At 65.4% G+C, this 26614-nt stretch carries 17 protein-coding genes and 1 tRNA gene; 10 read left to right on the plus strand and 8 right to left on the minus strand.

The window, feature by feature from the left end:
- Window positions 1-61: 61 nt before the first annotated feature.
- Window positions 62-1522 carry a GumC family protein gene (locus F804_RS0101780; RefSeq protein ID WP_022706026.1) on the minus strand — a complete coding sequence of 487 codons (1461 nt, stop codon included), beginning with the start codon at window positions 1520-1522 and terminating at the stop codon, window positions 62-64.
- Window positions 1522-2184: a P-loop NTPase family protein gene (locus F804_RS16815; protein WP_156845180.1), complete on the minus strand. Its 663-nt coding sequence runs from the start codon at window positions 2182-2184 to the stop codon at window positions 1522-1524. Before F804_RS16815 ends, F804_RS0101780 begins: the two co-directional genes overlap by 1 nt.
- Before the next feature lie 86 nt (window positions 2185-2270).
- Between F804_RS16815 and F804_RS0101790 the strand changes: the two genes are divergently transcribed.
- From F804_RS0101790 to F804_RS0101800, 3 genes are all read left to right on the plus strand, one after another.
- Window positions 2271-3248, plus strand: a complete 978-nt coding sequence (locus F804_RS0101790) for a glycosyltransferase family 2 protein (RefSeq protein ID WP_022706028.1) — start codon at window positions 2271-2273, stop codon at window positions 3246-3248.
- A complete protein-coding gene (locus tag F804_RS0101795; RefSeq protein WP_022706029.1) occupies window positions 3245-4078 on the plus strand; it encodes a glycosyltransferase family 2 protein in 834 nt (277 codons plus the stop codon). The genes F804_RS0101790 and F804_RS0101795 overlap by 4 nt, the downstream gene beginning before the upstream one ends.
- Before the next feature lie 244 nt (window positions 4079-4322).
- Window positions 4323-5003 carry a sugar transferase gene (locus F804_RS0101800; protein ID WP_022706030.1) on the plus strand — a complete coding sequence of 227 codons (681 nt, stop codon included), beginning with the start codon at window positions 4323-4325 and terminating at the stop codon, window positions 5001-5003.
- Here F804_RS0101800 and F804_RS17305 read toward each other — a convergent pair.
- Window positions 4953-5189, minus strand: coding sequence for a hypothetical protein (locus F804_RS17305; RefSeq protein WP_156845181.1), 237 nt, complete (start codon window positions 5187-5189; stop codon window positions 4953-4955). The genes F804_RS0101800 and F804_RS17305 overlap by 51 nt on opposite strands.
- A 160-nt stretch (window positions 5190-5349) precedes the next feature.
- Here F804_RS17305 and F804_RS0101805 point away from each other — a divergent pair, with 160 nt between their 5' ends.
- Window positions 5350-6561, plus strand: a complete 1212-nt coding sequence (locus F804_RS0101805) for a glycosyltransferase (protein WP_022706031.1) — start codon at window positions 5350-5352, stop codon at window positions 6559-6561.
- On the opposite strand, the gene F804_RS17085 is transcribed toward F804_RS0101805, so the two are convergent.
- From F804_RS17085 to F804_RS0101820, 4 genes are read right to left on the minus strand one after another with little or no spacing between them, the layout of a single operon-like run.
- Window positions 6490-7155 (minus strand): 4'-phosphopantetheinyl transferase family protein, encoded by a 666-nt coding sequence (locus tag F804_RS17085; protein ID WP_084686372.1) that lies wholly within the window; start codon window positions 7153-7155, stop codon window positions 6490-6492. The two genes, F804_RS0101805 and F804_RS17085, sit on opposite strands and share 72 nt — an antisense overlap.
- Entirely contained in the window at window positions 7152-11702 is a 4551-nt protein-coding gene (locus F804_RS0101810) for a MupA/Atu3671 family FMN-dependent luciferase-like monooxygenase (RefSeq protein WP_022706032.1), read from the minus strand. The genes F804_RS17085 and F804_RS0101810 overlap by 4 nt, the downstream gene beginning before the upstream one ends.
- The gene (locus F804_RS0101815; RefSeq protein ID WP_022706033.1) at window positions 11689-12678 is read right to left on the minus strand and encodes a glycosyltransferase; all 990 of its coding nucleotides are present in this window, start codon (window positions 12676-12678) and stop codon (window positions 11689-11691) included. The genes F804_RS0101810 and F804_RS0101815 overlap by 14 nt, the downstream gene beginning before the upstream one ends.
- Window positions 12675-19022, minus strand: a complete 6348-nt coding sequence (locus F804_RS0101820) for a type I polyketide synthase (protein ID WP_022706034.1) — start codon at window positions 19020-19022, stop codon at window positions 12675-12677. Before F804_RS0101820 ends, F804_RS0101815 begins: the two co-directional genes overlap by 4 nt.
- Before the next feature lie 236 nt (window positions 19023-19258).
- Between F804_RS0101820 and F804_RS15325 the strand changes: the two genes are divergently transcribed.
- The 6 genes from F804_RS15325 to F804_RS0101850 all read left to right on the plus strand — a co-directional run bounded on the left by F804_RS15325 (window position 19259) and on the right by F804_RS0101850 (window position 26442).
- Window positions 19259-20614 (plus strand): hypothetical protein, encoded by a 1356-nt coding sequence (locus F804_RS15325; protein ID WP_156845182.1) that lies wholly within the window; start codon window positions 19259-19261, stop codon window positions 20612-20614.
- A gap of 14 nt (window positions 20615-20628) precedes the next feature.
- A complete protein-coding gene (locus F804_RS15330; RefSeq protein WP_022706036.1) occupies window positions 20629-22239 on the plus strand; it encodes a GMC oxidoreductase in 1611 nt (536 codons plus the stop codon).
- Entirely contained in the window at window positions 22236-23138 is a 903-nt protein-coding gene (locus tag F804_RS0101835) for a hypothetical protein (RefSeq protein ID WP_022706037.1), read from the plus strand. The genes F804_RS15330 and F804_RS0101835 overlap by 4 nt, the downstream gene beginning before the upstream one ends.
- Entirely contained in the window at window positions 23135-24469 is a 1335-nt protein-coding gene (locus F804_RS15335; protein WP_022706038.1) for an oligosaccharide flippase family protein, read from the plus strand. The genes F804_RS0101835 and F804_RS15335 overlap by 4 nt, the downstream gene beginning before the upstream one ends.
- A 63-nt stretch (window positions 24470-24532) precedes the next feature.
- Window positions 24533-25291: a WecB/TagA/CpsF family glycosyltransferase gene (locus F804_RS0101845; RefSeq protein ID WP_022706039.1), complete on the plus strand. Its 759-nt coding sequence runs from the start codon at window positions 24533-24535 to the stop codon at window positions 25289-25291.
- Window positions 25292-25353: 62 nt separating this feature from the next.
- The gene (locus F804_RS0101850; protein ID WP_022706040.1) at window positions 25354-26442 is read left to right on the plus strand and encodes a glycosyltransferase; all 1089 of its coding nucleotides are present in this window, start codon (window positions 25354-25356) and stop codon (window positions 26440-26442) included.
- A 61-nt stretch (window positions 26443-26503) separates the two neighbouring features.
- Here F804_RS0101850 and F804_RS0101855 read toward each other — a convergent pair.
- Window positions 26504-26580: transfer RNA gene (locus F804_RS0101855), tRNA-Met, on the minus strand.
- Between the last annotated feature and the right edge of the window lie 34 nt (window positions 26581-26614).

The raw sequence follows: 26614 nt of genomic DNA on the forward strand, positions 1-26614 counted from the left end.
GGTCGCCCGCCGAACAGAATAATGGGAAGCGACCGGCGCCGGTTCAAGCTGGCAGCGCGGCTCAGCCTTGCAGCAGGATCAGCATCACTCCTGCAATTGCGCCCGTGCCCAGGATCGAAAGGGCCTGCAGGTTGCGGGTCCGGTTGGCGGCCAGCTGCGCCGCGGTCGGACGGAATCGCGACACGGCAATCGGCGCGACGCCAAGCGCGCGCTCGACCTGACGAGAGGTCCGCATCACCGGGTTCGCCATTTCCAGCGCGAAGCCGGCCATCAGGGCCATGAAGATGCTGACCGCCAGACCAAGCGCAGCCGTCCGCTTGCGACCCGAACTGATCGGCAGTTCCGGGGCGGCCGCGCGCTCCAGCACGATCATGCGTTCTCCGTGGTCGTTGGCGATCAGCTGTGCGTCCAGTTGCGCGGCGTTCAGCCGCTCGGCCACTGCCTGCCGCTGCGCGCTGAGCAGCTCGCGGCGGCGGTCGAATTCCTCGAGCTGGGCGGCGACCTGCGGCATGGCCGCGATGGCGGTGTCGATCTCGACCAGCCTGCGGTCGATATCCGTCCCCTCACCCTGCAATGCGGCCTCCTGCTCGTCGATCAGCCTGATCTGTTGCAGAACACCGGGAGAGGTCGTTTCATACTGACCGGCACGCAGCTCCTCGATGGCCGTGGACAGGCGGCGGACCTCGGGGTGATCGTCGGGCAGGCTGCGCCGCGCCTGCGCCAGATCGACCTCCAGCTTGCGCAGCTGCTGAAGAACGGTCGTGCCCTCGTTCTCGGTATCGTCGGCGACCTGCAGGGCCAGCCGTTCGCGTTCCAGCGATTGCCGGCTGCGCGCAAGCGTCACGCGCTGATCCTGCAGCCGTGCACGTTCCGTCGCGAGAAGTTCGATGTTGCTGGGCAGCGAATCCGTGTTCTGGTCGCGGAAACGCTCGGCCGCGCCTTCCGAGGCGGCAATGCTTGCGTCCATTCGGTCGCCCTCGTCCTGCAGGGCCTCGATCAGGTCCTGCAGGCGGGCCGCCCGCGTCTCGCGGTCACCCTCGAGGATCTGGCTGGCCATATCGTTGGCCAGATCCGCGGCAGTAGAAGGTTGGTCGGCCTGCACCGTCAGGATGAGGGCCGAGATACCGGACATGCCCCCCGGCGCGCCGGGCATCGAGGGGACGAAATCGACGCTGACGCTTTCGCGGAACAGGCCGATCTTCTCGTTCGTGGGCATGCCCTCCGCCCCGTCGAACATCTCGAAGCGGTCGATCATGTCCAGCACGTTGCTGCGAGACATCAGGCGCTGCTCGATCAGCCGCAACCGACCCGCGGTTTCCGAAACGGCCGCCGCACTGCCGGCAGCGGCGCCGTTGATCATCGACGGCTCGAGCTGGATGACGGTGATCGCCTCGTAGCTGTGAGGCTGCGACAGCGCCTGATAGAGAGAGGCCAGCACGCCGACCACGAAGACTGCCGCGATGACCGGGCCGCGCCGCAACAGCATGCTGACAAGTTCCTGAATGCCGACGATGGGACCCATCACGCTTCTCCATCATGCAGGAACAGGCCCAGAAGCGGGCAGATGTCGTTGATGCGCGTCTCGCATTTGCGGATCTCGGGCGCGACGTCGGAACGGCCGTCCACGGCCAGGACGACCGATTGCGCCATGTCCATGGCCGCAAGGCCCGCATCGCCATCCAGCAGCGGCGGCAGATGCAGCAGCGTGATGTCGGGCAGCAGCAGTTCGACCTGCTGGCTCAGCCGGGTGCGGAACCCCTCTCGCATCAGGGTGGTCGCGGCATGTTCAACCGGCGCGGGAACAGTCAGCAGCGCAAGGTTTTCCCGCAGCTTCCAACCGTCCAGTCCTTCGGGATCATTCGCCCGCGCATCATGGCCCAGCATCCCCAGGATGGGTTGCCTTGCAATGTCCAGATCAATCAGGATGACCCGGCAATCCGCCCGCCTCGCCTCCGAGAAGGCGAGGTTCAGCGCGGTCTGAGGACCGGCCGCCCCGGCATGCGCCTGCGTGATCCCCATGCGCGTCCAGCCGCGCGGCGCGGCAGCGGTCTGCATGCGAGTCCGCAGAAGGTCGTATCCTTCGGCAAGGGCATGGTTCGGTCCGTCGGCGATGGGGCTCCGAAGCACCTCGTCCTCGGGCAGCGGCAAGGTCTTGAGTTTTCCCCAGCTCGACGGTGCACGCACCACCTGCCAACTATCGCCACCGTCCATCGTGAAAACCGCTCCAAATTACAAATGACACGCTTATAGCACAGCGATAAAACACCAGCATGGGCAATAATACAAAGATAGACATTACGTCCAGTCTCGCGGCCGTGGTGATAGGCCGGAACGAGGGCGCGCGCCTGATCGCGGGACTGAAGCGGCTTGGCCCGCTGGTCGACCGGATCGTCTATGTCGACAGCGGCTCGAGCGATGGCAGCGTTGCCGCCGCGCTGGATCTGGGGGCCGAGGTGGTGGAACTGGACCTGGACACCCCCTTCACCGCGGCGCGCGCGCGGAATGCGGGCCTGCGCCATCTGACCGACAATCCGCCCGAATTCGTGCAGTTCATGGATGGGGATTGCCTTCTTGATCCCGACTGGCTGCACCATGCCACCCTCGCGATGATCGAAAATCCGAACTGGGGTGCCGTCGCGGGCAGACGGCGCGAGATCGCGCCCGAACGGACACTGTATAATCGCCTGTGCGACGCGGAATGGGACACCCCGGTCGGACCCGCCCGCGCGATCGGAGGCGATGCGCTGCTTCGCCATCAGGCATTGTCCGGGATCGGGGGCTATCGCGACAGCCTTATCGCGGGGGAAGAGCCGGAGATGTGCGTCCGCCTTCGCGCCGCAGGCTGGGAGGTGCATCGGCTTCCGTACGAGATGACGCTGCACGACGCCGACATGACGCGGTTCGGGCAATGGTGGAACCGGACACGCCGGGCCGGATTCGCATTTGCCGAAGGGGCCGCGCTTCACGGCAAGCCGCCCGAACGGCACTGGGTCGCAGAAACGCGTCGAGCGTTGCTGTGGGGGGCCGTACTGCCCGTCGGCGCAATCGTGCTGGCAATGGCGATCCACCCTGTCTTCCTGCTGCTCTTCATGGCCTATCCTGCCCAGATATTGCGGCTTTCACGCCGGATGGACCCGATCAGGGCCGCCTTCACGGTTCTTGGAAAGTTTCCCGAGGCTCTGGGCGCGTTGGAATTCCACATCGGCAAAGTGCTTCGGCGCAGGACCGGATTGATCGAATATAAATGACGACGCTCAGCATCATCGTTCCGGCCCACCAGGAGGCAGGGCATATCGGCAATTGCCTGAATGCCCTGCTTCAACAGCGGGTGCCGCCCGGCCATCACGTCGAACTGGTGATCGTTCCGAACGGATGCACCGACGACACAGCCGAGATCGCACGGGATTGGATCGCCGCGTTCCGGAAATCGGGCTGGTCCATGCGCATCGTCGAGACCCCGACCGGCGGCAAGGCGCATGCGCTCAACCTTGGCGACGACGCAGCAACCGGCGAGCTGCGCTGCTATCTGGACGCGGATATCGAGGTCGCAGGCGGCATGGTCGAGGGGCTTTTCACGGCTCTCGACTGCCCCGGACCGCGATATGCCGGCGCGCGGCTGGTCGTTTCGCCGGCAAGCAACAACATCTCGCGCATCTATGCCCGGTTCTGGCAGAAGCTGCCGTTCGTCGCGCAAGGAGTGACCGGGGCAGGACTTTTCGCGGTGAACGCCGAAGGGCGACAGCGTTGGCAGCGCTTTCCGGATCTCATCTCGGATGACGGTTTCGTCAGGCTGAATTTCGCGCCTGCGGAAAGAAAGCGGGTCGAGGTCGATTATCTCTGGCCCATATCCGAGGGACTGGGAACGCTGGTGCGCGTCCGTCGCAGGCAGGATGCGGGAATCAGGCAATTGCGCGCGCTGCACCCCGAACTGGCGGCGAACGATACCGGCGACAGGCCGGACCGACGCGCGATCAGGCATCTTGCGACACGGGATCCGATTGGCTTCCTCGTCTATTCGGCCGTGGCACTTCTGGTCAGGTTGGGGCGAGCGCCCAGGACCTGGACACGCGGCAGGTGATTCGAGAAGATATTCGCACATTCATATGCGTATCTTTCGCGGCAATCTTGAGTTGCAGACCCGATAATGTGGTCAACTCTTAAAAGATCCATCGCGCAAAAACTATCCTAAAGCATACAATAGTTTGCGCGAAAAACATCCTATCTAACTTATAGACAGCTATCCAAGCGGCGTCGTTTTTGTCAGGACTACTTCATTAAAGTTTTAACGAGGGCCCCCGCTGTTGGGGGATGTGGTTGTTCGCATGGTCTATCGTCACGACGAGAACGACATGCTGCGTGAAGTGGCGGCAGCAGGGCTGCTGGCCGACCTTCCGCAGCGGATCTATACCGGCTTCGGAAAACGCGTCATGGACCTGGGCCTGATCGCAATGTCGCTGCCCTTCCTTTTGCCCCTGATGCTGATCATCGCGTTCGCGATCGCGCTGGATGGCAAATCACCGTTCTATTCGCAGGACCGGTACGGAAAAGACTGGAAACGTTTCCGGCTATTTAAATTCCGGACCATGGTCTATGACGCGGATAAAAGGCTTGCGGAATATCTGGCGGATAATCAGGCTGCGCGCGAAGAATGGGAAGTCAATCAGAAACTGCGCAATGACCCCAGGATCACGCGCGTGGGACGCGTTCTTCGCCGGACCTCGCTGGACGAACTTCCCCAACTGATCAACGTGGCGTTCGGTCAGATGAGCTTGGTCGGCCCGCGACCGATGATGATAGAGCAGCGCGAGTATTATCCTGGTGAGGATTACGCCGCCATGCATCCCGGGTTGACCGGCCTTTGGCAGGTCAGTGAGCGCAACAGCACCACTTTCGCTGCCCGCGCGGAATATGACCGCGAGTACCGCGAAACCGTCGGCCTTCGTACCGACGTGCTAACGATTGCGCGCACTTTCCGCGTGGTTGCGCGCTGCACCGGCATGTAAGGCTTGGATGTGGCGCTTGACGAAGGGGCAGGCCGCGATCGCCAGCGCGATCCCGGCCATCGTCCCCAAGCCGCCACCCACATAGCCGTAGAGGAATGCCGCGAGGAAACCCGCGCCGCTGACCCAGAGCGTGACGGCGCTTGTCAGGCCGACGGCAATTGATATGGCAATCATTCCAGCGAGCATTTAGCCTTTCCTCCACGCTTCGATTATGCGCCTCGGAATTACGACCGGCAATAAAGCAATGCCGCGAGATACCGACCGGTTCAGTTCACCGCAGAATAAAGGCCAATTACCGCAAATGGACAGCGAAAAACGGCAAGTCGTCGCCGAAAACGGCACTGATATGCACAATAGCACCGCTGTCACCGTCGGATATGTGGTAAATACCTACCCCCGACCATCCCAGACCTTCATCCGACGCGAGATTCGCGCCCTCGAAGCACAAGGCCTGCGTGTCAGGCGATTCGCAATGAGAGCCGATAGCGCCGCGCTTCCCGACCAGGCCGATCGCGCAGAGAAGATGGCGACCGAGTATATCCTGGCACACGGGGCTGCAGCCCTCGGCAACGCGCTGCTGCGGAATCTGGCACGCGCGCCGCAAGTGCTGGCATCCGTGCTTCGGGCGGGCAGGCAGGGCGGGCCGGGCCGAGGCGTTCTGCGGCAAATGATCTATCTGGCCGAGGCCGCCATGCTGAAGCGCCTGTGCGAGGATCAGGGCGTGACGCATCTGCATGCCCATTTCGGCACGAACTCGACGGATGTCGTGCGCTACGTGAAACTGCTGGGCGGGCCCGGATACAGCTTTACCGTTCACGGCCCCGAGGAATTCGACCGCCCGCATGGCCTGTCCCTGGGCGACAAGCTTGCAGACTGCCGGTTCGCCGTCGCGGTCAGTTCTTTCGGACGCAGCCAGCTTAGCCGCTGGACGGATGCCGCCAACTGGGACCGGATCCATGTCGTTCATTGCGGCATCGAGCCACGGCTCTTCGCTGCTCCGGCGCCTCTGCCCGAAGGGCCGCTGCGCCTGGTCGCCATCGGCCGTTTCGCCGAACAGAAGGGCTGGCACCTTCTGATCGACGCGCTGAGCCGCGCAACCCAGCCGGTCGATCTGACGCTGGTGGGCGATGGGCCGATGGGGCCCTCCTTGCGCCAGGCCGTTGCCGAGGCGGGACTGCAGGATCGTGTGCACTTGCCGGGATGGCTGAACGAGGAAGGCGTCCGGAAAGCCATCGCGAATTCCCATGCGCTGGTCCTGCCAAGCTTTGCAGAGGGGCTGCCCGTCGTCCTGATGGAGGCGATGGCTTCGGCACGCCCCGCGATCGCGACCTATATCGCCGGCATTCCCGAGCTGATGCAGGGCGGCAAAACGGGCTGGCTTGTCCCGGCAGGAGATGCCCAGGCCATTGCCGATGCAATCGACTCCGCCGCCACCACGCCACGCGACGAGCTGATCGCTATGGGCCGCGCCGCACGGGCGCGTGCCCTAACGCGGCACGATGTCGAGATCGAGGCTGCGAAGTTGGCCGATCTGTTCCGCGCCCAGCCACAGCGCTGAAAGAACCACGTCTTCCGCGATTGCCCACCGCCCCGCGATCCTCAGGTCGGAAACCCGCGCGGTAAAGCCTGACGCGTCCAGCGTGATCGCAGCATCGCCGAAATCCAGCCAAAGCCCGGTGGATGGGAACTGCGCCTTGAACAGCGATTCCTTGGCCGAGAAAATGATCCTTGCGGCCAGCCCGTCATCAAGACCGCTCTCGTTCAAGTCGCGCCCGTGCAAGATCTCTGGACGAAGGTCGCAAGGCAGGGGCGCGGCAGGTTCGACATCCACCCCTATCCCGACGATTTCACCCGCGACCACACAGGTCGCGACAGCGACGCCGCCTCCGTGCGAGATGCTTCCGCACATACCCTTTGGCCAGACCGGTGCACGCCCGTGCCCAACCGGCAGGGCAACGGGCGCATGCCCCACCATGCGCAGCGCGTCACGCGCTACCGCGCGACCGGCGGCAAATTCGTGCCTCCGTGCATCGACTGCCCTGCCAAGCGCGGCGATCTCCTCGGGCCAGGGCTCGGGCGCGTTGTCCAGGCGACACGCGCCATATCCCGCTTCGGAAGGCAGGACCGCCTGAAGGGCGGTCCGCAGGCTCATCTTCTCGGTCTCATTTGCGCCCTCAGCGCACGCCGGGCGGCCATCATGTCCTGACGGCCATCTTCCACAGGGGCCGCGGCCTGAACGACCGGACGTGGTGCTGCCGGCTTGATCTCGGCAGGCGCCTTGCCCGCGGAAAGATGAGCCGCAAGATCCCGCAATACCGGGAAACGGAAGACATCGGTGATCGATGCGCGCTGCAGGCCCAGCTCGTCCCGCAGACTGCGGTGCAATTGCACGGCAAGAAGCGAATGCCCCCCAAGCGTGAAGAAGTTATCCTCGGAGCGTACCTCAGCCAGCCCCAGGATGCGGGCCATCAGCGCGGCGATGCCTGCCTCCTGGTCGCTGCCAACCATGGCCTGCGCAGCGGCAGGTGCAGTCGCGGGCTGCGGCGTGACGGGCTTGGGTGCCGGCGCGGGCGCGGGCCGAACATCCATCACGGCCAGCGACTTGCGGTCGATCTTGCGGTTCGGGGTCAGCGGCATGGCGTCCAACCGGTGAATGCGAAGGGGAACCATGAAATCCGGCAGATCCCGTGCGAGTGCGGTTCTGATCCCCTGCACATCCAAGCCTTCGTCGCCCGTAACGAAGCCGGTCAGCTGTCTTTCGCCGTCGCCTTCGGCCTTGGCGATCACTGCAACCTCGCGCACCCCCGGCAGGGAAGCCATGCGGGCCTCGATCTCTCCCAGTTCGATGCGGTAACCACGCAGCTTCACCTGCTGATCGACCCTGCCAAGGAACACCAATCGTCCGTCGGCTTCGCGGCGGCACAGATCGCCCGTCCGATAGAGCACGCCTTCGGGTGTTTCCACGAAGGCCTTGGCCGTCTGTTCCGGTCGTTCCCAGTATCCGCGGGTCACGCCCGCGCCACCGATCCACAGCTCTCCTGCGACGCCGTCGCCGACGGGCTGTCCCAACGGATCGCGCAGATGAAGGCTGGTGCCCGCAATCGGATCGCCAAGCCAGACCGACACACCTTCAGGCCCCAGATCGGCCACAGCGGACCAGATCGTCGTCTCGGTCGGACCGTACATGTTCAGGATGCGGGCCTTGCTGCTGGCACGCAGATCGGACAGCAGGCCGGGGCTCAATGCCTCGCCACCAAGTGCGATCATGCGCAGCCCGCGCATCGCCTTGCGCGTGGCCTCGTCTTCCAGAAGCAGGCGCGCCATCGAGGGCGTGGCCTGCAGATGGGTGACGCCATGCCTCTCGATCTGGGCCGCGATGCTGTAATCGCCCTGGGTTTCGGTGATCGGATTGACGCGATCATGAAGCACGGCCAGATGCCTCAGCCCCTCCATGACCTGCGCGGACGGAATGCCATAGTCTATGAGGCAGGCGATCTCGTTCACGCCGATCGCCTGCAGTTCCCGGATGCGGCCCTCGGCGTCGTCAACCGTTCCGAACAGCCCGGAATCGTTGAAATACCGCAGGAAGGCGAATTCCAGGATCCCGTCCATCTCCTCGTCCGAGAGGGTGGACAGGTCGATCGACATGGGATCCGTGACACCTTGCGGCTTCTTGAAGGCGGGAAATGCCCAGGCGTACTGCTTCACCAGCGCGGCGGCGGCACGCAGATACTCCTTCATCGGCTCTCGCGCGACTTCCATGGCTTCGTCGCGGCTGTCCGACAGGAAGCTGTGCAGCATCAGCGTCACGGTGAAATCGGCGGGATCGTAGCCCGCCTCGCGCAGCGCTTCGTGATATTCGGGGATGCGCGCGGCGATATCCTGAACGCTCTGACCCAGCAGATGCGTCAGCACGTTCGCGCCCAGCCGCCCGGCCTCGCGCCATGTCGCCGGATTGCCCGCGGTCGTGACCCAGACCGGAAGCTCGGCCGAGACGGGGCGCGGCTGGGTGACGACCGCGAAAGGCGTGCCGTCAGCGCGCGGAAACTCGACTTCTTCACCTCTCCACAGACGGCGCAGCTGGTCGATGGTCTCGATCATCGCGGGCTTGTTCTGGGGCGGTGCATTTTCGGGGCGCAGCACGAAATCGTCGGGCTGCCAGCCCGAAGCAATTGCCAGACCCGCGCGCCCATTCGTCAGGTTGTCGATCACGGCCCATTCCTCGGCGATGCGCGCCGGATGATGCAGCGGTGCGACGCAGGACCCGGCCCGAACGCCGATATTCCGGGTGACGGCGGCAACGGCCGCACCCGTCACCGACGGGTTGGGATATGGCCCGCCGAAGGCGTGGAAATGACGCTCGGGCGTCCAGACCGCAGCGAAACCGTGTTCATCGGCAAAGCGCGCGCCGTTCAGCAGCAGATCGTACTTGCGCGGCCCGGCACCGTCGTCGTTGCCCCAGTAGAACAACGAGAACGCGGTACCGCTACGCTTGCCGCCCTGAACCGGCACCCCCTGCCCGGTGGCAAGCATGTCGCCTGCAATCACGACCTTCCACCCCCGCGAGAGGGTCCAGAATATCTCGAGCACCGAGATGTCGAAGGACAGGCTTGTCACCGCAAGCCATGTCCCCGGCTCTCCGTCGGTGGGGATGCGGGCGTCCATTCCCGCGAAGAAGTTGATGACGTTGCGGTGCTCGACCATGACGCCCTTCGGCTTGCCGGTCGAACCCGAGGTATAGATCAGGTAGGCAAGGTCCCCACCCGCCGAACGCGCGGGTTCGGCCTCGGGACCCGATGCGTCGAGATGCAGGACACGGGCCTCGTGACGGGGCAGGTTGCCGGAAATGGCCGGGTCGGCGACGACGACCTTTGCCCCGCTATCGGCAAGGTAATGCGCGATGCGATCGTCGGGATATGCCGGATCCAGCGGGACATAGGCACCGCCGGCCCGAAGGATCGCAAGTGCCCCGACAACCAGTCCCAGCCCCCGCGGAGCGTAGATCCCCACCGGGTCGCCCGGACCGACGCCCATCGCCGCGAGCTGTCGTGCAAGGCGACCCGACTGGGCGGCAAGCTCGGCATAGCTCAGCTGTCGGTCTGCAAAGACCAGCGCGGGCGCATCGCCGCGCAGGGCGATCTGGCGTTCGATGGTCTCCTGGATCGTCGCCGCATCCTCGGTCGGGCCGTCATCGTTGCGGGCGACATGGGCGGCCCGACCCCGCGCGATCGTCGGCGCACTGGCGATGGGCTGGTCGGGGTCTGCTGCGGACAAGGCCTCGATCACGTCGGCGATGGGCTGCCATGCAGCGGCGGACAGCCGTGTGGTGTCGATCCAAAGATCGATCCCTGCGGCCTCACCCGATGCGGGGGCGATGCAGATCGCGCATCCCGCAGGCGCCTGTCCGGGGTCCTTGGCGATGATCAGACCCGGGATGCCCGGATGCGAAAGCTCGGGCGCGCGCCGGACCAGATCGGCCATGATGCCCCCCCTGGCATCGTTCTCGGCCCGCCCCTTGGTCAGCAGACCGGCCAGTTGCGCAAGGGTCAGATCCTCGGCCTCGACCGCAAGCGGCTTCCATCCCAGCAGATGCCCCGCCGCGCTTTCCGGCAGATCGCATCCTTGGGCGATATCGAAGCCGGTAGAGCCGGTCATCCGCGTCACGGCTCCGACGATCGCGGCAAGTGCGAGGTCGAAATCCTGAGGTCGCGCCAAGGCTATGGTCCGGGGCAGCCAGTCGGGCGCCTGATCCGACGAGGTCGTCCCCGGCACCGAAAGCGGGGCAAGCCGTGCAAGGCGCTTGCGCCAGAACGCATCATGCCTGGCGGCCAGAGCCATCGCAGCGTCGCGCGCCGCATCATGCTGCGGCAGTGGCAGCACCTCTCCCTCGGTCACGCCGCGGATGGGCGACAGACGAACCGCGCCCGTAGCGCAGGCGACCAGCGCGTGATCCTCGCCGACCCCGAGCACCGTTCCAGGCATGCCGCTTGCCGAAACAGGCTCGGCGCGGTCCACGAATTGGACGCCCTTCGACGATGCGATGCGCGGCCTCAGAAGCGGGTTCCAATAGGGCCCGTGATCCAGCGCGTCGACCATCCGAGCGACATCCTCGGCCGGTTTCGCGAAGTCCAGCAGACCCGCATTGGACGGACGATCGGCCTTCATGTGGCGGCGCAAGGGTGCCGCATTCTGCGGAGTGCCGCCATCCTCGCCCTTTTCGAGCATCTCGACCAGCCGAGGCAGGCTCTGCAGCGCCACCTCCCAGCAGCGAGCGTTCAGCGTCAGCGCGGTATCGCCCCGCTGGACGGGAACGGGCGCGCGCAGAAGGATCGCGCCCTCGTCCACCCCGCCTTCGATCCGATGCCAGGTGATCGCGTGATCGGTTTCGCCCTCAAGCAGCGCCCAGACGGGCACGTTCAGACCCGCGCGTTCCGGCAAGGGGCCATCGTGGAAATTCACCGCGCAGCGGCGCGCCTTGCCCAAGGTCTCGGGCTTCAGGACATCCAGATTGGCGACGCTGAGGAGATAGTCGCAGTCCGCGGGCGCCCCCAGTGGCAGCCCCTGCGCGGCGGCCATCCGTGCCAGCTCGGGGTCCTTGACCGTGAAGGACACGACACGATGCCCGCGGGCCTGGACAAGCCGCGCCGCCTCGAGCGCGAGCGAGGCGTTACCGATCAGCGCGAAATCAAGCTGGGTCACGACGATACTCCGAACGATTGATCTGCCGGGGACGGCCCGGCGCGAATGCATGGCGGATCAGGGCGGCGGCCTGACCCTTTGGGAAGGTGGGATCGTCGCGACCGATCGCCATGCGAAGCCTGCGCACGGCCAGCCCGGCCAGATGGGCCGCTGTCGCCATCACCGCATAGGCGCGCCCGTGATTATGGCGGAAGTAGTGTTCACGCGACTGGAACCAGTAGTCCGGGGGAATCTTCCATTCCTTCATACCGGTGGTGGCCGAACCGATATGCGCGACGCGCGCCTCGGGCATGTAATGCGTCGGCCATCCGGCCTCGGCAGCGCGCCGGCACAGGTCCGTTTCCTCGAAATACAGGAAGAAAGCCTCGTCGAAGCCACCGATCCGCTCCAGGACATCCGCACGGATCATGAGGGAGGCGCCCGCGACCCAATCCACCGGCCCCGCCTGCTGCGGCATGGGCATGGCCACGATGCTGCGCGACAGGATACGAGAGATCGGACCGGTCTGGGCCGCGTTCTCGAACTCGCTCGCGACCGAGGGGAAGCGGAAATGCGTCTCGTGATGCCGACCGTCCGTTCCCTCGACGCGACTACCAAGCAGCCCGACATCGGGCCGGGCATCCATGTAATCACGCATCAGCCGGATCATGGACGGATCGGGGAACGCATCGGGATTAAGGATGAGGACATGGTCGACATCCGGGCCACCGGGCTGCTTCAGCCCGAAATTGTTGCCCGCCCCGAAGCCGCCGTTCCGCCCCGCCTGCAGGACCCGGACACGCCCCGATTCCGTCCAGCCGCGCGCGTCGGCGGACGAAAGCAGGGTTTCGAAACTGCCATCGCCGGAATCGTTGTCGACCAGGGTGATCAGCCCCTCGATCCCTTCCATCGCGAGCAAGGCCGTTTCGGCCGACCGCAGCGCCATGTCGGCACTGCGCCAGTTCAGGATCACCACATGAACCGAGCCGGGTTTCATTCCGCGGCCTCCTGTCTACCAGATCGCACCTGCCTGTCCGCCTCGCCCAGCTCGTCGCGCATGCGCGCGGCAAGCACCCGCACGCAAGGCTCCAGGACCATGCTGTCGTGGTCCCCAGGCACCTCCTCGACGGCCAGGTTCGGCATCCAGGGCGTCCAGAGATTGTCGTGATAGACGTATTCCCTGGCGCTGCTGACATGCTGACCGTCCGAGACCGCGAAACGGCGATCCAGCCGCGGACGATAGAGCGTCACCGGGCCGGCCCATTGTTCCATCCGGAACTTCGGCAGCGCGCTCAGGAATGCCGCGTGGATCGCGGCGTTGTGGAAGCCGCCTGCCGCGGCCTCTGCCCGAGGTCGGCGGCGGGCGCGTTCATAGGCGATCTTGTTGCGCGCCCAGTCCACGAAGAAGCGTGGACCCTGTTCGCGGATTTCGGCGGCACGGATCAGCAGCTTGTCCTTGCGGGTCAAGGTCGGTCGCAGCGGAACCGGGGTATCCAGCATCACCAGCCGCGCGATTTCGTGACCCCGGGCGTCCAGCTGTCTCGCGATTTCCAGCGCGGTGAGGCCACCGCCCGAGAAGCCCGCGACAAGATAGGGTCCCTCGGGCTGGATGGTCAGGATTTCCTCGATGCAGCTTGCCGCGGCTTCGGCCAGCGTCTCGTGCGGCGGCGCGTCGCCGAACAGGCCCTGCGCCTGAAGCCCCCAGACGGGACGGTCAGGCGACAGCCTTTGCGCCAGCGACCGCAGGTTCAGGACGTTGCCGAACATGCCGGCGACGATGAACAGAGGCGTGCCGCCCCCGGCCGCACCCTGGCTCATGGGCACCAGATGCGTGTATTCGCCCGCCTGCTGATCGGACGCGCGCTTCTCGGTTGCGCCGCCTTCGGGGCTGGCGCCGATCCTGCCTTCGATCAGCTTCGCAAGGCCCGCGACATTCGGGGCCTCGAACAGGGTCGCAAGCGGCAGGTCCAGCCCATAGGCCTTGCGGATCATCGCGAACAGGCGCACGGCGATCAGCGAATGCCCCCCAAGGTCGAAGAATCCGTCATCGACGCCGACCTTGCTGACACCCAGAAGATCGCGGAAGAAACCTGCCAGGCTGCGTTCCAGATCGTTGCGGGGTTCGACATAATCGTGATCCAGCTCGGGGCGGTCGAAGCTTTGGCCGGTGGACATGTCGCGGGCACGACTGGTCCGCGTTTCATGCGCGATCAGCCCCGGCAGGTCCATGCTCGAGATGGCGATCTGCCCCAGCCCGCTGGCGATGCCGCGCATCAGCAGTTCAGGCCCCAGCGCGGGCGGAATCCCCTGAGAGATCATCTCACCCAGCCTGTCATTCGAAGGCCGCGCGGCGGCCTCGGGGGCGGTGGGCTGCGCCTGAAGCTGCGCGGATGGGGCCGCATCCAGACGGCGAAGCGTCAGCCCCTCGACCTCGATCAGGACATTGCCCTGGGGATCGGTCAGGGTCACGTCGAACGATGCGTAACCCTCGCCCGCATCGGACGCCCGGACATGACTGATGACTGCCTGGGGCAGCACGGCATGCACCTCGACCGAACGGTAGGACAGCGGCACCCAGAGTTGCCTCCGGTCGTAGCCGGGGACAAGCGCCATGGCCCAACCGGTGGCGATGTCCAGCAGCGCAGGGTGCAGAAGATAGCCTTCGTCCAGATCGCCCCGCACCGCATCCGGCAGGCGCAGCTCGGCCAGCCCTTCGCCGTCCTTCAACCAAGTTGCCGTCAGGACACGCCAGCGCGGCCCGAATGCCATCTGGCCTTCCTGAGCCGATTCAAGCGCGTACCCGGTCGGTGCATGATCGACACGCATGCCGGCCCGCAGACCCGCAATGTCCAGATGCCCGGCGCGCGACCTTGCCGCCACCACCCGCGCTTCGGCGATGGCCACCACGCCGTCGCCCGCCGCCGCCTCGAGCCGGAACTCGGCCTCGTCCTCTCGCGGGGTCAGGGTCGCGCGGAAGGCACGTTGCGTGCCATCCTCGACCGTCAGGGGGTGCATGAAGGTCAGATCGCGCAGCCGCCATGGCAGGGCATGCCCGCCAGAGCGCAAAGCCTGGGCGGCAATCTCGATCGTGCCGGTTCCGGGCAGCAGCGCCACGCCGTCGCGCGTCCGGTGCTCCGCGATGATCCAGTCGTCGGATGCCAGCACCCCGCTGAAGCGATGCCCGCCATCGACGGCGGTCCTGGTCGTCAGCAAGGGCTGGTCCGCCGGTTCCGGCGCAGCCTCGCTTCCGGCCCCGCTGACCGCATCGGCTGCCATGCCGATCTGCGACCAGACGCCCCAGTTCACCGCAGTCACCTGGCCGAAGGCCGCGATCCCCGCACTTGCGACCGCATTCAGGTATTCATTCGCCGCCACATAGTCGACCTGCCCCGTCGCCGCAATCTCGGTCGAGGTGGACGAGAACAATATCGTCCGCCGCACCGGAGTCTCGGCCAGCACGTGCGCAAGGTTGCGCGTCCCGTGCAACTTGGCGGCGAAGACATCCTCGACCTCGGCCCCGGTCTTGGCCAGCATCGGCGCGTCGGCGACGGTCCCTGCCGCGTGGATCAGGTCCGTGATCCGGCCCACATCCCTGCGGATTCCCTCGACAGCCTGCGCCAGCTGCGCGGCATCCGCGACATCCGCCACCGCGATGGTGACGCGCGCCCCGGCCGCGCGCAGTTCGGACAGGGCCGCAAGCCTGCGGGATTCGCGATTGTCGGGATCTGCCGCGATGCGTTCCGCCCATTCCTGCTCGGGCGGCAGCGCACGCCTTGCCAGCAGAACGACCCGGGCACCCCGATCAAGGGCCAGCCATTGTGTCAGGCGCAGCGCGATCCCGCCAAGCCCGCCGGTGATCAGCACCACGGAATCGGCGTTGAACTCGTCCTGCTCGGGCGGCGGCAGCTGTTGCGCCTTCAGCCGGCGGGCATGACGGCGCCCGTCGCGCCATGCGGTCCGCGCGGGCGGCGTCGGATCAAGAAGGTCCTCGACCAGCCTGTCGGCAAGCGCATCCGGCCTGCCCTGCGGCGCGGGCACATCGATGCTGCGCGCCGAAAGCCAGGGAAACTCTCGCATTCCGACCGCGAGCGGGCCAAGAACCATCGCCTTTTCGGGAGAGATCACCTTTTCGACAGCGATGCTTGCGGCGCCCGAGGTCACAGCGACCAACGACACCGGCGCCCCGCCACCTTCGGAGGCAAGGGCACGGATCAGGTGGAACAGCGCGTAGAAACCCTGTTCGATATGGCGGTGGAAGGGTGAAAACCCTGCCCGCGCACCGCTGCGCGTCGCGTCGGGAACCAGCCAGAAGCTGACGATGTGATCCGGCAGCCGGTTCTGGGTCGTCAGGCTTGCGATCAGAAGGTCGAAATCCGAGGCACCGTTCTCCGGTGCCACCATGAAGCCGTCATCCGATACCTGCGCGAAGGAATCGCCGGGCCTCAGTTCGATCACCTCGTGGCCTGCTGCGCGGAGCCGCCTGACCACCGCGTCGCCCAGGCCGGAATCGTCGTTCATGACCAGCCAGCGTGCCGGTTCGCCGATGGGCCGTCCATCGCTGTCCAGTTCGACATCTGGCGCCGAAAGCCGCCATGTCGGTCGCCAGCCCCAGCCCTCGTGGTCCGGAAGCCGCATGGGCATCGCGTCGGCCTCGGGGTCGGCGGAGGTCCCCGTCGCGGGTTCGATGAAGAAACGGCGGCTCTGGAAGACATAGCCCGGCAGGGGCACGCGAAGACGCCGCTCTCCCCAGATGACATCCCAATCGAGATCGAGCCCGGCCGCCCAGAGGCGCGCGAAGGCCAGCAGGAAAAACTCGTCATCCTCGATCTTCTGGTCCGGGTGCCGCAGGCTGCTGACGACGTGCTGGGGCGATGCCCCGCAGGCCTGCGCCAGCGATGCCATCGCCCGACCCGGCCCCACCTCGAGGAACAATGTCCCCGGCACCTCGCGCAGAATCGCGATGCCGCCCGCGAAATCGACATGGTTCCGCAGATGCGCCACCCAATAGCCCGGATCGGTCGCCTCGGCATCCGTCATCCAGGTGCCCGTCCGGTTCGAGATCAGCGGAATCTTCGGAGCGCTGAGCGCGATGCCGCGAAGGAAATCCTCGAACTCGGCCAGGATCGGTTCCAGCATGCGCGAATGCGCGGCGATATCGATGGCAATGCGCTGGCATTCGATGCCGCGCGCGGTCAGTCGGGACTGCAGGGCGTCGATCAGGTCCTGCGCCCCGGATGCGACCGACAGGCCGGGCGCGTTGATCGCCGCAAGATCAAGCCCGTCCCCCGCCTCGGCCATCAGCTCTTCGGCGGACAAGGCGACGCTGAGCATTCCGCCGGGGGCAATGCGATCCATCAGCCTGCCGCGCAGCTCGACCAGGGCGATGCAGTCCTCGAAGGACATGACGCCCGCGATGCATGCGGCGGTATTCTCGCCCATGGAGTGGCCCGCCAGCGCATCGGGCGTGACGCCCCAGCTGATCCACAGCTTCGCCAGCGCATATTCGACCATCATGATCAGCGGCAGCTGCACCGAGGGCCGGCTGAGTGCTGCGACGGCGGCAGCCTGGTCCTCAGGCTCGGGGATCCAGATGGATCTCGCGTCCCGACCCGTCAGGGATTCGAGCACTGCAAGCCCGCGGTCCATCCATTCCCGGAAGACGGGCTCGGTCTCGTAGAGTCCGCGTCCCATCTGCACGAATTGCACGCCCCCGCCCGGGAACAGGAACGAGACGCGCGGCGCCTGCGCCGGTCGGTCGTGGTTGAAGACCCTGCGCGGATCGTTCGTCTCCAACAGGTCGGCAGCCTCGGCGGGATTGGCCGCCACCAGGACGCGGCGCTTGTCGAAGACGGTGCGCCCTTGCTGGAGGGTAAAGCCGACATCGGCAAGGTCGGCATCGGGATTGTCGCGCAGCCAGGCAGCCAGGGCCTTGGCGTTCGCGTCCAGCGCCGCGCGGTTCCGCCCGGAAACGACCAGGGGCTGCACGGGCCAATCGGACGGATCGCCGGATATCCGGGCCGGAGCCTCGTCCACGACGACATGGGCGTTGGTTCCCCCGACACCCAACGCGTTCACACCTGCCCGTGCGGGCCGGTCGGGATGGCTGGGCCAAGGCTGCAGGCTGGCTGCAACCGAGAACGGTCCCGAGGCGAAATCGATGACGGGGTTCGGCGCCTCGTAGCCCAGGCTTGGCGGGATCTGCCGGTGATGCAGGGACAGCGCCACCTTGATGAGCCCCGCGCCACCCGCCGCAGTATCCAGGTGGCCGATATTGGTCTTGACCGAACCGATGGCGGTGCGCCCTCCGGGGGATCCAAGCGCGAAGGCCTCGGTCAGGGCCGCGACCTCGATCGGATCGCCAAGTCGCGTTCCCGTCCCGTGGCATTCGACGTAATCGATGGTGGCGGCATCGACGCCCGCCAGCAGATGCGCCTCGGCGACGGCCGCGGCCTGCCCCTCGACGCTTGGTGCAAGATAACCTGCCTTGGCCGCCCCGTCGTTGTTGATCGCGCTGCCGCGGATCACGGCCCAGATATGGTCGCCGTCAGCGATTGCATCCGCCATGCGCCGCAGAACGACGACAGCCGTGCCGCTGCCGAAGACGGTCCCTTCCGAACGGTGATCGAAGGCACGGCAATGCCCGTCCGGCGACAGGATCTCGTTCGGCTTGTACATATAGCCGCGGCCCTGCGGAAACTCGATGGTGACGCCCCCGGCCAGCGCGGTGTCGCAATCCCCTGCAATCAGGGCCTGCGCCGCGGCATGCACCGCCACCAGAGAGGTCGAGCAGGCGGTCTGCACGGAAACGCTGGGGCCTCGCAGGTCCAGCGCATGGCTGACGCGGGTCGCAAGGAAATCCTTGTCGTTACCCGTGTGCCGCAGCAGGAACATTCCGGTTTCTTCGACCAGATCGCGATTGCTGCATATATTGACGGCAAAGTAACTTCCCATTCCGCAACCGGCCCAGACGCCCACCGATCCCAGATTGTCGGGACGGTGTCCGGCATGTTCGATCGCATGCCAGCAGCATTCGAGGAACTTGCGATGCTGCGGGTCCATGATCGCGGCATCCTTCGGGCTGAGCCCGAAGAACTCGGCGTCGAACATGTCGTATCCGTCCAGCAATGCCGCGTGGGGAACATAGTCCGGATGGGCGATGCGCGCGGCAATTTCCCCTGCGGCTTCAAGCTCTTGCTGGCTGAGGGGACGAATGGATTCGATGCCGTCCCGCAGGTTGCGCCAGAACTGGGCGACATCCGACGCGCCCGGCACGTCGATGCCCATTCCCACGATCGCAATGTCGCCATCACCAAAAGGATGCGCCGTCGAACCAGGGCCCATGATTGCCTCGCGATTATTCAAACTTCGACCAAGAAAAACAGACAGGCACGCGCCCGGCAAACTTTCTTCTCGCATATGCCGCTGCGATTCACAAATACCATGAGGGGATTCCGAAGAAACCTGTCCATAATGATGATGGAAAATGCGGCCACGCTGCGCTAGACCCGTTCTCGGCATCAATAGAGAGCCGCGTAGTGGGTAATTCGATCGCTTTTATGGTCCTGGGCTCCTGGCCTGTGGTTGCGGCATTCATCTTTGCCCGCTTCACGGTCGAGCGTGCGCTGATCCTGACGGTCCTTGCCGGCTATCTGGCGCTGCCCCCCGTCACCAGCATCAACCTGCCGCTTCTTCCCGATCTGGAAAAGAACAGCATGATCGCCCTGACGGCGACATTCGGCGCCCTTCTGTGCAAGCGCCACGCCGAAAACGCGGCGCCCCGGCTGGAACCATGGCTGGGCGCGTTGATCGTATTGTGGCTGGTCACACCGCTGGTGACGGCCATGACGAATACCGAACCGCTGGTCGACGGGGCCGTCTTCCGTCCGGGCATGAGCCTCAGCGAAGGCATTGCGAACATGCTGTCCGCCGCGATCGAGATCGCCCCCTTCCTGTTGGGCTTCTGGCTGCTTTCGTCCGAAAAGGCGATCCGGGAATGGCTGTTCGCGCTGGTCGGAGCGGCGCTAATCTACAGCATCCCCATGATGATGGAGGTGCGTCTCAGCCCGCAGCTGAACGTCTGGATCTACGGGTTCTTCGCCCATGATTTCAGCCAGACGATCCGCTATGGCGGCTTCCGCCCGATGGTGTTCCTGACGCATGGGCTGTGGGTCGCGATGTTCACCGCGATGGCGCTGATGGCCTCGGCCGCGCTGCTGCGGATCGCCGGCCCCGAGGATCGCGCCCGCAGGCAGCTGATCGTGATCTATCTGTTCGCGGTGCTGATCCTGTGCAAGAGCCTGGCCTCGATCCTCTATGCGCTTGCGCTGGTGCCCCTGATCCTGCTCGCGCGGCCGCATCGGCAAATTACGGTCGCGACGGTTCTGGCCGTGGCGGTGCTGCTCTATCCCCTTGCGCAATGGCTGCGCATCTTCCCTGTCGAGCCCCTGATCGACTTCCTGACCGGCCTTGATGCCGAACGTGCGCATTCGCTCAACTTCCGCTTCATGAACGAGTTCACGCTTCTGGACCGCGCGACCGAGAAGATGCTTGCGGGCTGGGGCGGCTGGGGGCGCAACCAGGTCGTCGACCCGGTGTCCGGGCTGTTCGTGACCGTCACCGACGGATACTGGATCGTCGTGATGACGACATTCGGGCTCCTGGGTTATGTCGGCAGTTACGGGCTGCTGTGCGGCGCGGTGATCCGGGCCGGACTGGCCGCACGCAAAGGTGTCGTCAGCCATGCCTCGGCGGGGCTTGCGATCCTGCTGTCGGCCAGTCTCGTGGACCTGATCCCCAACGCGACACTGGTCAGCCTGACATGGCTCTCGGCGGGAGCGCTGACGGGCTATGCGGTTCGCGGGGCGCAATCGACCCAATCGACGGCGCAACCCGTCGCAGCACGCAAGCCCGCCTTCCGGGCGATAATCGGTTGAGCGGGGATCTACGCATGACCGTGGACAGCGCGCAGATCACCTGGGATGTCGTCGTCATCGGTGCGGGCTTGGGCGGGGGGATCTTCGGCAGGCAGCTGGCCGAGGCGGGATACCGCGTTCTTTTCGTCGATCGCGGCCATATCGGCCCGAGGGACGCCACCGGCGCGATGGAGAGCGATCGGACCGACCCCGAGGAACGCAACCGCGCGGGCTGCTGGCCCGCGTCGGTCGAGGCGACCGTCAATGGTGTCACGACCTCGGGTTGGGGCGCACAGGGGACCGGACCCGGCGGAACCTCGGTTTTCTATGCCGCCGCGATGGAACGCCCCGAACGCCACGACATCGAGGATATCGCGGATCTTCGGCACCCCACAGGCGGCTGGCCCGTCGGGCATGACGCGTTCACGCCCTGGTTCGACAAGGCACGATCCCTGATGGCGGTGAACGGAACGCCCGATCCCTTGGGCGAACCCGTGTCGGGCTTGGCGACGCCCCTGCCCCCGCCGGAAGCCGAGATCGCACTGGGCGCCGCCTTCGATACCGCGGGGCTGCACCCATATCGCGCACATCTGGGCATCCGGCAGCTGCCGGGCTGCCAACAATGCCTGGGACGGCGATGCCCGCGCGCCTGCAAGATGGACGGCCGCTCGGCCGGGGTCGATCCCGCGCTTGCCACGGGCAATGCCACCTTCTGGGATCGCACTGCTGCCTTGGCGCTGGAAGGTGAAGGCGGTGCCATTTCCGGATTGCGCGTCCTTCGTGACGGCAGGGAAACAGTCGTTCGCGCACGTCACTATGTCCTTGCCGCAGGGGGGTTCGGGTCACCGCGCCTTCTGCTGGCGTCGCGATCCGAGGACTGGCCCCAAGGCTGCGCGAACAGCAGCGGCCTGGTCGGGCGCGGCCTCATGTTCCACCTGAACGAACGTATCGCCTTGTGGCCCGGTCGCTCGGCCAAGTCGGGCGACGGCGCGGCCAAGCCATTCTCGTTGCGCGACTTCTATCGTGACGGAGCGGATCGGCTGGGTCTGTTCCAGTCCCTTGGCCTTCCTGCCGATTACGGCAACATCCTCATGGTACTGCGTCACCGATACGACCGCTCGGCCCTGCGCCGCATCCGCATCGGACGCCAGCTGCTTCGCATTCCCGCGCGGATCGCGGCCTTGGCCCTGGGCGACGCCCGTGTCTATGTCGGCATCCTCGAGGATATGCCCCATGATCGGAACCGGGTGATCTACGATCCCGCACGTCCCGACACCATCATCTACGACTATGTCATGGACGAGGAACTGAGGGCGCGGCGCAGCAGGTACCGCCGGATGATCAAGCGTCGCTTGAAGGGCATCCGCAGCCTGTTCCTGCACGACGCGCCGGAACTGAACATCGCCCATCCCTGCGGCACGCTACGGTTTTCTGACGACCCCAAGAAGGGTGTTCTGGATCCCGATTGCAGGGCACATGACGTGCGCAATCTCTGGTGCGTCGATTCCAGCTTCATGCCGACATCGACCGGCGTGAACCCCGGCATGACGATCGTCGCCAACGCATTGCGTGTCGCCGACCGCCTGACCGCCGCCCTTCAGGCCGAAACGCAGGCGGCCGATACTGCCGCAAGGAGTTCAAGATGATCCCTTCCCGATCGACCCTGTTGATGGCCGCGATGCTGCTGGCACCTGCGACCGCCTCTGCCTGGGAACCCCGCGACGAAAGCCGCGTCTTCTTCTTCGGCAACAGTCTGATCCATCACCTGACCGACACCGACGAGACGACGGCCCCGCACTGGATCGCCCTGATGGCCGCCCATTCGGGCAAGACCTTCGCGGGCGAGGGCACATGGGGCTTCCCCCGCGATTTCGCCAAGAAGCTGCCGCCCGATGCCAATTGGGACATCAAGGCGATGCCCGATGCCTGGAACCACTGGACCCAGCCGTTCTCGGGGGGCCGCTTCGACACCGTGATCTTCAACACCGAGAACTATATCCAGTACGACCCGGCCGATCACCGCTATGCCGACAGCTGGCGCGAGACGCCGCTGGACGCGACGCTGGTCACGGTGGACTGGGTGATGGAGAATGCGGACGCGCCACGGTTCCTGATCTACGAGGGATGGGCCGATCTGCACCCCTTCGCGAAGGCGGTTCCCGCATCCGACGAGGAAATGGCGGCCTATCACGCCCATGCGACCGGGGATTACGCCGCGTGGTACGACGATTTCGTCGAGAAACTGGCAAAAGAACGGCCGGATGTCACCTTCGACCTGATCCCCGTCGGGCGCGTCATGTCGCAACTGCTTGGCGAGGCCCCATTGTCCGGGGTGCCCTTCGATGCGCTCTACTCGGATCTTTCCCCACATGGGACGGAAACCATCTACCTGCTGGCGGGCATGATCGCCTATGCAGCCATCTACGGGGAAAGGCCGCCGGAAGGACTTCCGCTGCCGGACAGCATCGCCCCCGGATTTGCGGATCACTACGAGGAGACGGCCGATGCCGTCTGGCAGGCCGTCACCGCCGAGGCGTCGAATTGAGCGCAATCCTGACACGCATCGGGGCGCTGGCTTCCGGTCAGGGCCTTGCGCAACGGGCATTTCGCGGCTCGGCGCTGACGGTACTCGGGTTCGGCAGCATGCAGGCGATCCGTCTGGGATCGAACCTGATCCTGACCCGGCTTCTGTTTCCCGAGGTCTTTGGCCTGATGGCCCTGATCATGGTGATCATCCAGGGCCTGAACAACTTCTCGGACGTGGGCATCACCCCCGCGATCATGCAGAGCAAGCGCGGCGACGATCAGTCTTATCTGAACACCGCGTTCACCATGCAGGTGATGCGGGGCATCGGACTGTGGATCGCCTGTTGCATCTTCGCCTATCCGGCTGCCCGGTTCTACGAGATCCCGGAACTGGTCTGGTACCTGCCGATCGCCGGCCTGACGACCATCATCCACGGCCTGCAGACGACCCGCGTCGAAAGCGCGAACCGGCATCTGCAGATGGGCCGTCTGACACTGGTCGAGGTGCTGGCCGCACTGTTCAGCGTGATCGTCACGATCGCGTTGTCGGCAGTCATGCGCTCGGCCTGGGCGTTGGTGATCGGTCTGGTCCTCGGGGCGATCATCAGGGTGCTGTTGGCCGCACGCATGCTGCCGGGCACGCCCAATCGCCTGCACTGGGACCGCAGCGCCGTCACCGAGCTGGTGTCCTTCGGGAAATGGATCTTTCCCTCCACCGTCGTGGGCTTCGCGCTTTCACAGGGGGACAAGGCGATCCTGGGCAAGTACCTGACGCTAGGAGAGCTGGGCATCTACAACATCGCCTTCTTCTTCGCGAGCTTTCCCGTCCTGTTAGGACAGGCGGTCATCACCAAGGTCATGATCCCGGTCTATCGCGATGCCGCAGGTGCGGAGGCCGAAAACCGCTTCCGACAGTTGCGCAAGGTGCGCGCGGGCCTGACGGCGGGCTTCCTGCTGCTGACATTCTTCATGGCCGCGATAGGACCGGCCCTCGTGCAGCTTCTTTACGATGCGCGCTATGACAATGCGGGGCCGATGGTGACGATGATCGCATGCGCGACCATTCCCGCGCTGATCGGTCTGACATACGATCAGGCCGCACTGGCAAGTGGAAACTCGCGCGGATATTTCTGGCTGACGCTTGTCCGCGCTGCGCTGTTCCTGACCTTCTTCCTTGTTGGCGTTCGGCAGGCCGGGATCGCGGGCGGCCTTGCGGGGCAGGCATTGGCGACCATCGCGGCCTATCCCCTGATCGTGCGGCTGGCCCGCAGGCACAAGGTCTGGGATCCGCTGCACGACCTTCTTTTCGGTGCAATCGGGGCGGGCCTCGCCGCGGTTCTTCTTCTCTAGGACGGCGTATGCCGGGCAGGCCATCACCTGTCCGGCAAGAAACAGATCGGAGCATTCGACCTCATGCAGTTCAAGATCGGTCCCGACACGATTTCCCTTACCGTTCCCGACAAGGCGGCCCTGCTGACCAAGGTTGCGCAGCGTCTGGATACGCGGTGCGGCTTCGCACTGGCGACGATGAATGTCGACCACCTGGAAAAGCTGCCCAAGGACGCGCGGTTCCGGGCAGCCTATCAGGCGCATGATCTGATCGTTGCGGATGGGAACCCTGTGGTCTGGCTTGCGCGGCTTGGCGGCCAGCAGGTTTCGCTGGTTCCCGGATCCGAACTGGTGGTTCCCCTCTGCAGGCTTGCGGCAGAGGCAGGGGTGGGTGTTGCGATCATCGCGGGGACCGAGCAGGCGGCGCGTGACGGTGCGTCCGAACTGCAACGGATGATCCCCGGCCTATCGGTCGTTCTGACCACGGCACCGGGCTTTCCGTTCGACCCCGACGGCCCCGAAGGCGACGAGCTTCTCGACCAGCTTTCCGCGTCCGGTGCCGGCCTGTGCTTGCTGGCAGTCGGCGCCCCAAGACAGGAAGTGTTCGCGGCCCGGGCCTGTCGCGCACTACCATCGGTCGGCTTCGCATCGGTCGGAGCCGGCATAGATTTCATAGCTGGCCGCCAGCGGCGCGCCCCCGTGCTCGTTCGTCGTGCGCGGCTTGAATGGGCGTGGCGCGCAGCGCTGAGCCCACTGCGTCTCGGGCCGCGCTATGCCCGTGGCGCGTTGATCCTGCCCGGCCATGCGTATCGTACGTTTCTGGCGCGTCGGAGCCGCGGGTAATGGGCGGGCTTCTGGTATTGACCCCCTCAGTCCACGTGATCGAAGGTCCCGAGGGCCTGCGAATGGACGACAAGTTCCACGAAGGGCTGCGTCTTCATGCGGCAGAATGGGACGGTCCGCTGCGCGCGGTCATACGTCGTGACACGGCGCCTTTGCCGTTCTCGAGCATCGTCGACCGAAACGAGCTTCCCTGCGAGCTGCATGTGATCGATGCCAATGCACGTATTGGGGCGACCGAACTCGAGGGGGCCGCGGTCGTCCTGGCCGCGGCGGATGATGCACGCCAATTGCACCTGCCGTCGGTGGCCGCTCAGGTCGGCGCCAAGCTTGTCTACGCGATCGAGTATGACCTGCGGACACGGCTTCAGATTGCGCGGCTGGACCTTGCGGGGCGACCGCTGAAGCTGGCGCGCTCGTGTCAGTGGCTTCTGGGGCAGGAGATTCGGCGGCGGCGTGCCTTGAAGCGTGCGGATGGCATTCAAGCGAACGGCTATCCGGCGGCGAAGGCGTATTCGCGCGTTGCCCGGGACACACTGGTCTACCTGGACGGCCGCATGAACCTGGAAAGCATGGCCACAGCCGAAACCCTCGCGCTGCGTGGTCGGCGGACCGGCCCGCTTCGGATCGTCTCGGCAGGCAGGCTCGTTCCGATGAAGGGTGCGCAGGATCTGGTGCCCTTTGCGCGTGCATTGAGGGATCTGGGGACGGAGTTCCGCCTGGATATCTACGGCGATGGCCCCTTGGCATCGTCAATCCGGGCCGAGATCGCGCGTGATGATCTGGGTGAGATCGTCAAGCTGCATGGCGCGGTGGATTTCGCGCGTGAACTCGTGCCGATCCTGCAGAACGAGGCCGACCTTTTCTATGCGCCTCATCGGCAATCCGACCCGTCTTGCATCTACCTCGAGGCGATGGGCTGCGGTCTGCCGGTCTTTGGCTGTTCGCGGCGAATGTGGGTCCCGATGTGCCGGCAATCCAAGGGCGGTTGGATCGGCAAGTCAGGCGATCCAGCGGGCCATGCATCAGCGATCTCGATGCTGGATCGAACAAGCGTTCTTGCGGCTGGCGCACGCGCTCTTGCGTTTGCCCGCGATCACGACTTCCTTGGACAGTTTCGCCGTCGGATGTTTCATCTTGGTGTTTTTCTGTGATCTGTAACGCAAGAAGCCCCGCGTTTTTGCGGGGCGTGTTTTTTGTATGGTTTTGTTATTTTGGTTGCGGGGGCAGGATTTGAACCTGCGACCTTCAGGTTATGAGCCTGACGAGCTACCGGGCTGCTCTACCCCGCGCCATTTTTGTCCTGATCGGGTGTTTTCATCGTAT

Origin of the sequence: Paracoccus zeaxanthinifaciens ATCC 21588 (assembly GCF_000420145.1) — a bacterium.
GTDB lineage: Bacteria > Pseudomonadota > Alphaproteobacteria > Rhodobacterales > Rhodobacteraceae > Paracoccus > Paracoccus zeaxanthinifaciens.

What these genes read in the sequence shown, in the direction of transcription:
- F804_RS0101780 (WP_022706026.1), bottom strand. Translation starts at nt 1,522, where the DNA reads ATGGGTCCCATCGTCGGCATTCAGGAACTTGTCAGCATGCTGTTGCGG.
- F804_RS0101790 (WP_022706028.1), top strand. Translation starts at nt 2,271, where the DNA reads ATGGGCAATAATACAAAGATAGACATTACGTCCAGTCTCGCGGCCGTG.
- F804_RS0101795 (WP_022706029.1), top strand. Translation starts at nt 3,245, where the DNA reads ATGACGACGCTCAGCATCATCGTTCCGGCCCACCAGGAGGCAGGGCAT.
- F804_RS0101800 (WP_022706030.1), top strand. Translation starts at nt 4,323, where the DNA reads ATGGTCTATCGTCACGACGAGAACGACATGCTGCGTGAAGTGGCGGCA.
- F804_RS17305 (WP_156845181.1), bottom strand. Translation starts at nt 5,189, where the DNA reads ATGCTCGCTGGAATGATTGCCATATCAATTGCCGTCGGCCTGACAAGC.
- F804_RS0101805 (WP_022706031.1), top strand. Translation starts at nt 5,350, where the DNA reads ATGCACAATAGCACCGCTGTCACCGTCGGATATGTGGTAAATACCTAC.
- F804_RS17085 (WP_084686372.1), bottom strand. Translation starts at nt 7,155, where the DNA reads ATGAGCCTGCGGACCGCCCTTCAGGCGGTCCTGCCTTCCGAAGCGGGA.
- F804_RS0101815 (WP_022706033.1), bottom strand. Translation starts at nt 12,678, where the DNA reads ATGAAACCCGGCTCGGTTCATGTGGTGATCCTGAACTGGCGCAGTGCC.
- F804_RS0101820 (WP_022706034.1), bottom strand. Translation starts at nt 19,022, where the DNA reads ATGGGCCCTGGTTCGACGGCGCATCCTTTTGGTGATGGCGACATTGCG.
- F804_RS15330 (WP_022706036.1), top strand. Translation starts at nt 20,629, where the DNA reads ATGACCGTGGACAGCGCGCAGATCACCTGGGATGTCGTCGTCATCGGT.
- F804_RS0101835 (WP_022706037.1), top strand. Translation starts at nt 22,236, where the DNA reads ATGATCCCTTCCCGATCGACCCTGTTGATGGCCGCGATGCTGCTGGCA.
- F804_RS0101845 (WP_022706039.1), top strand. Translation starts at nt 24,533, where the DNA reads ATGCAGTTCAAGATCGGTCCCGACACGATTTCCCTTACCGTTCCCGAC.
- F804_RS0101850 (WP_022706040.1), top strand. Translation starts at nt 25,354, where the DNA reads ATGGACGACAAGTTCCACGAAGGGCTGCGTCTTCATGCGGCAGAATGG.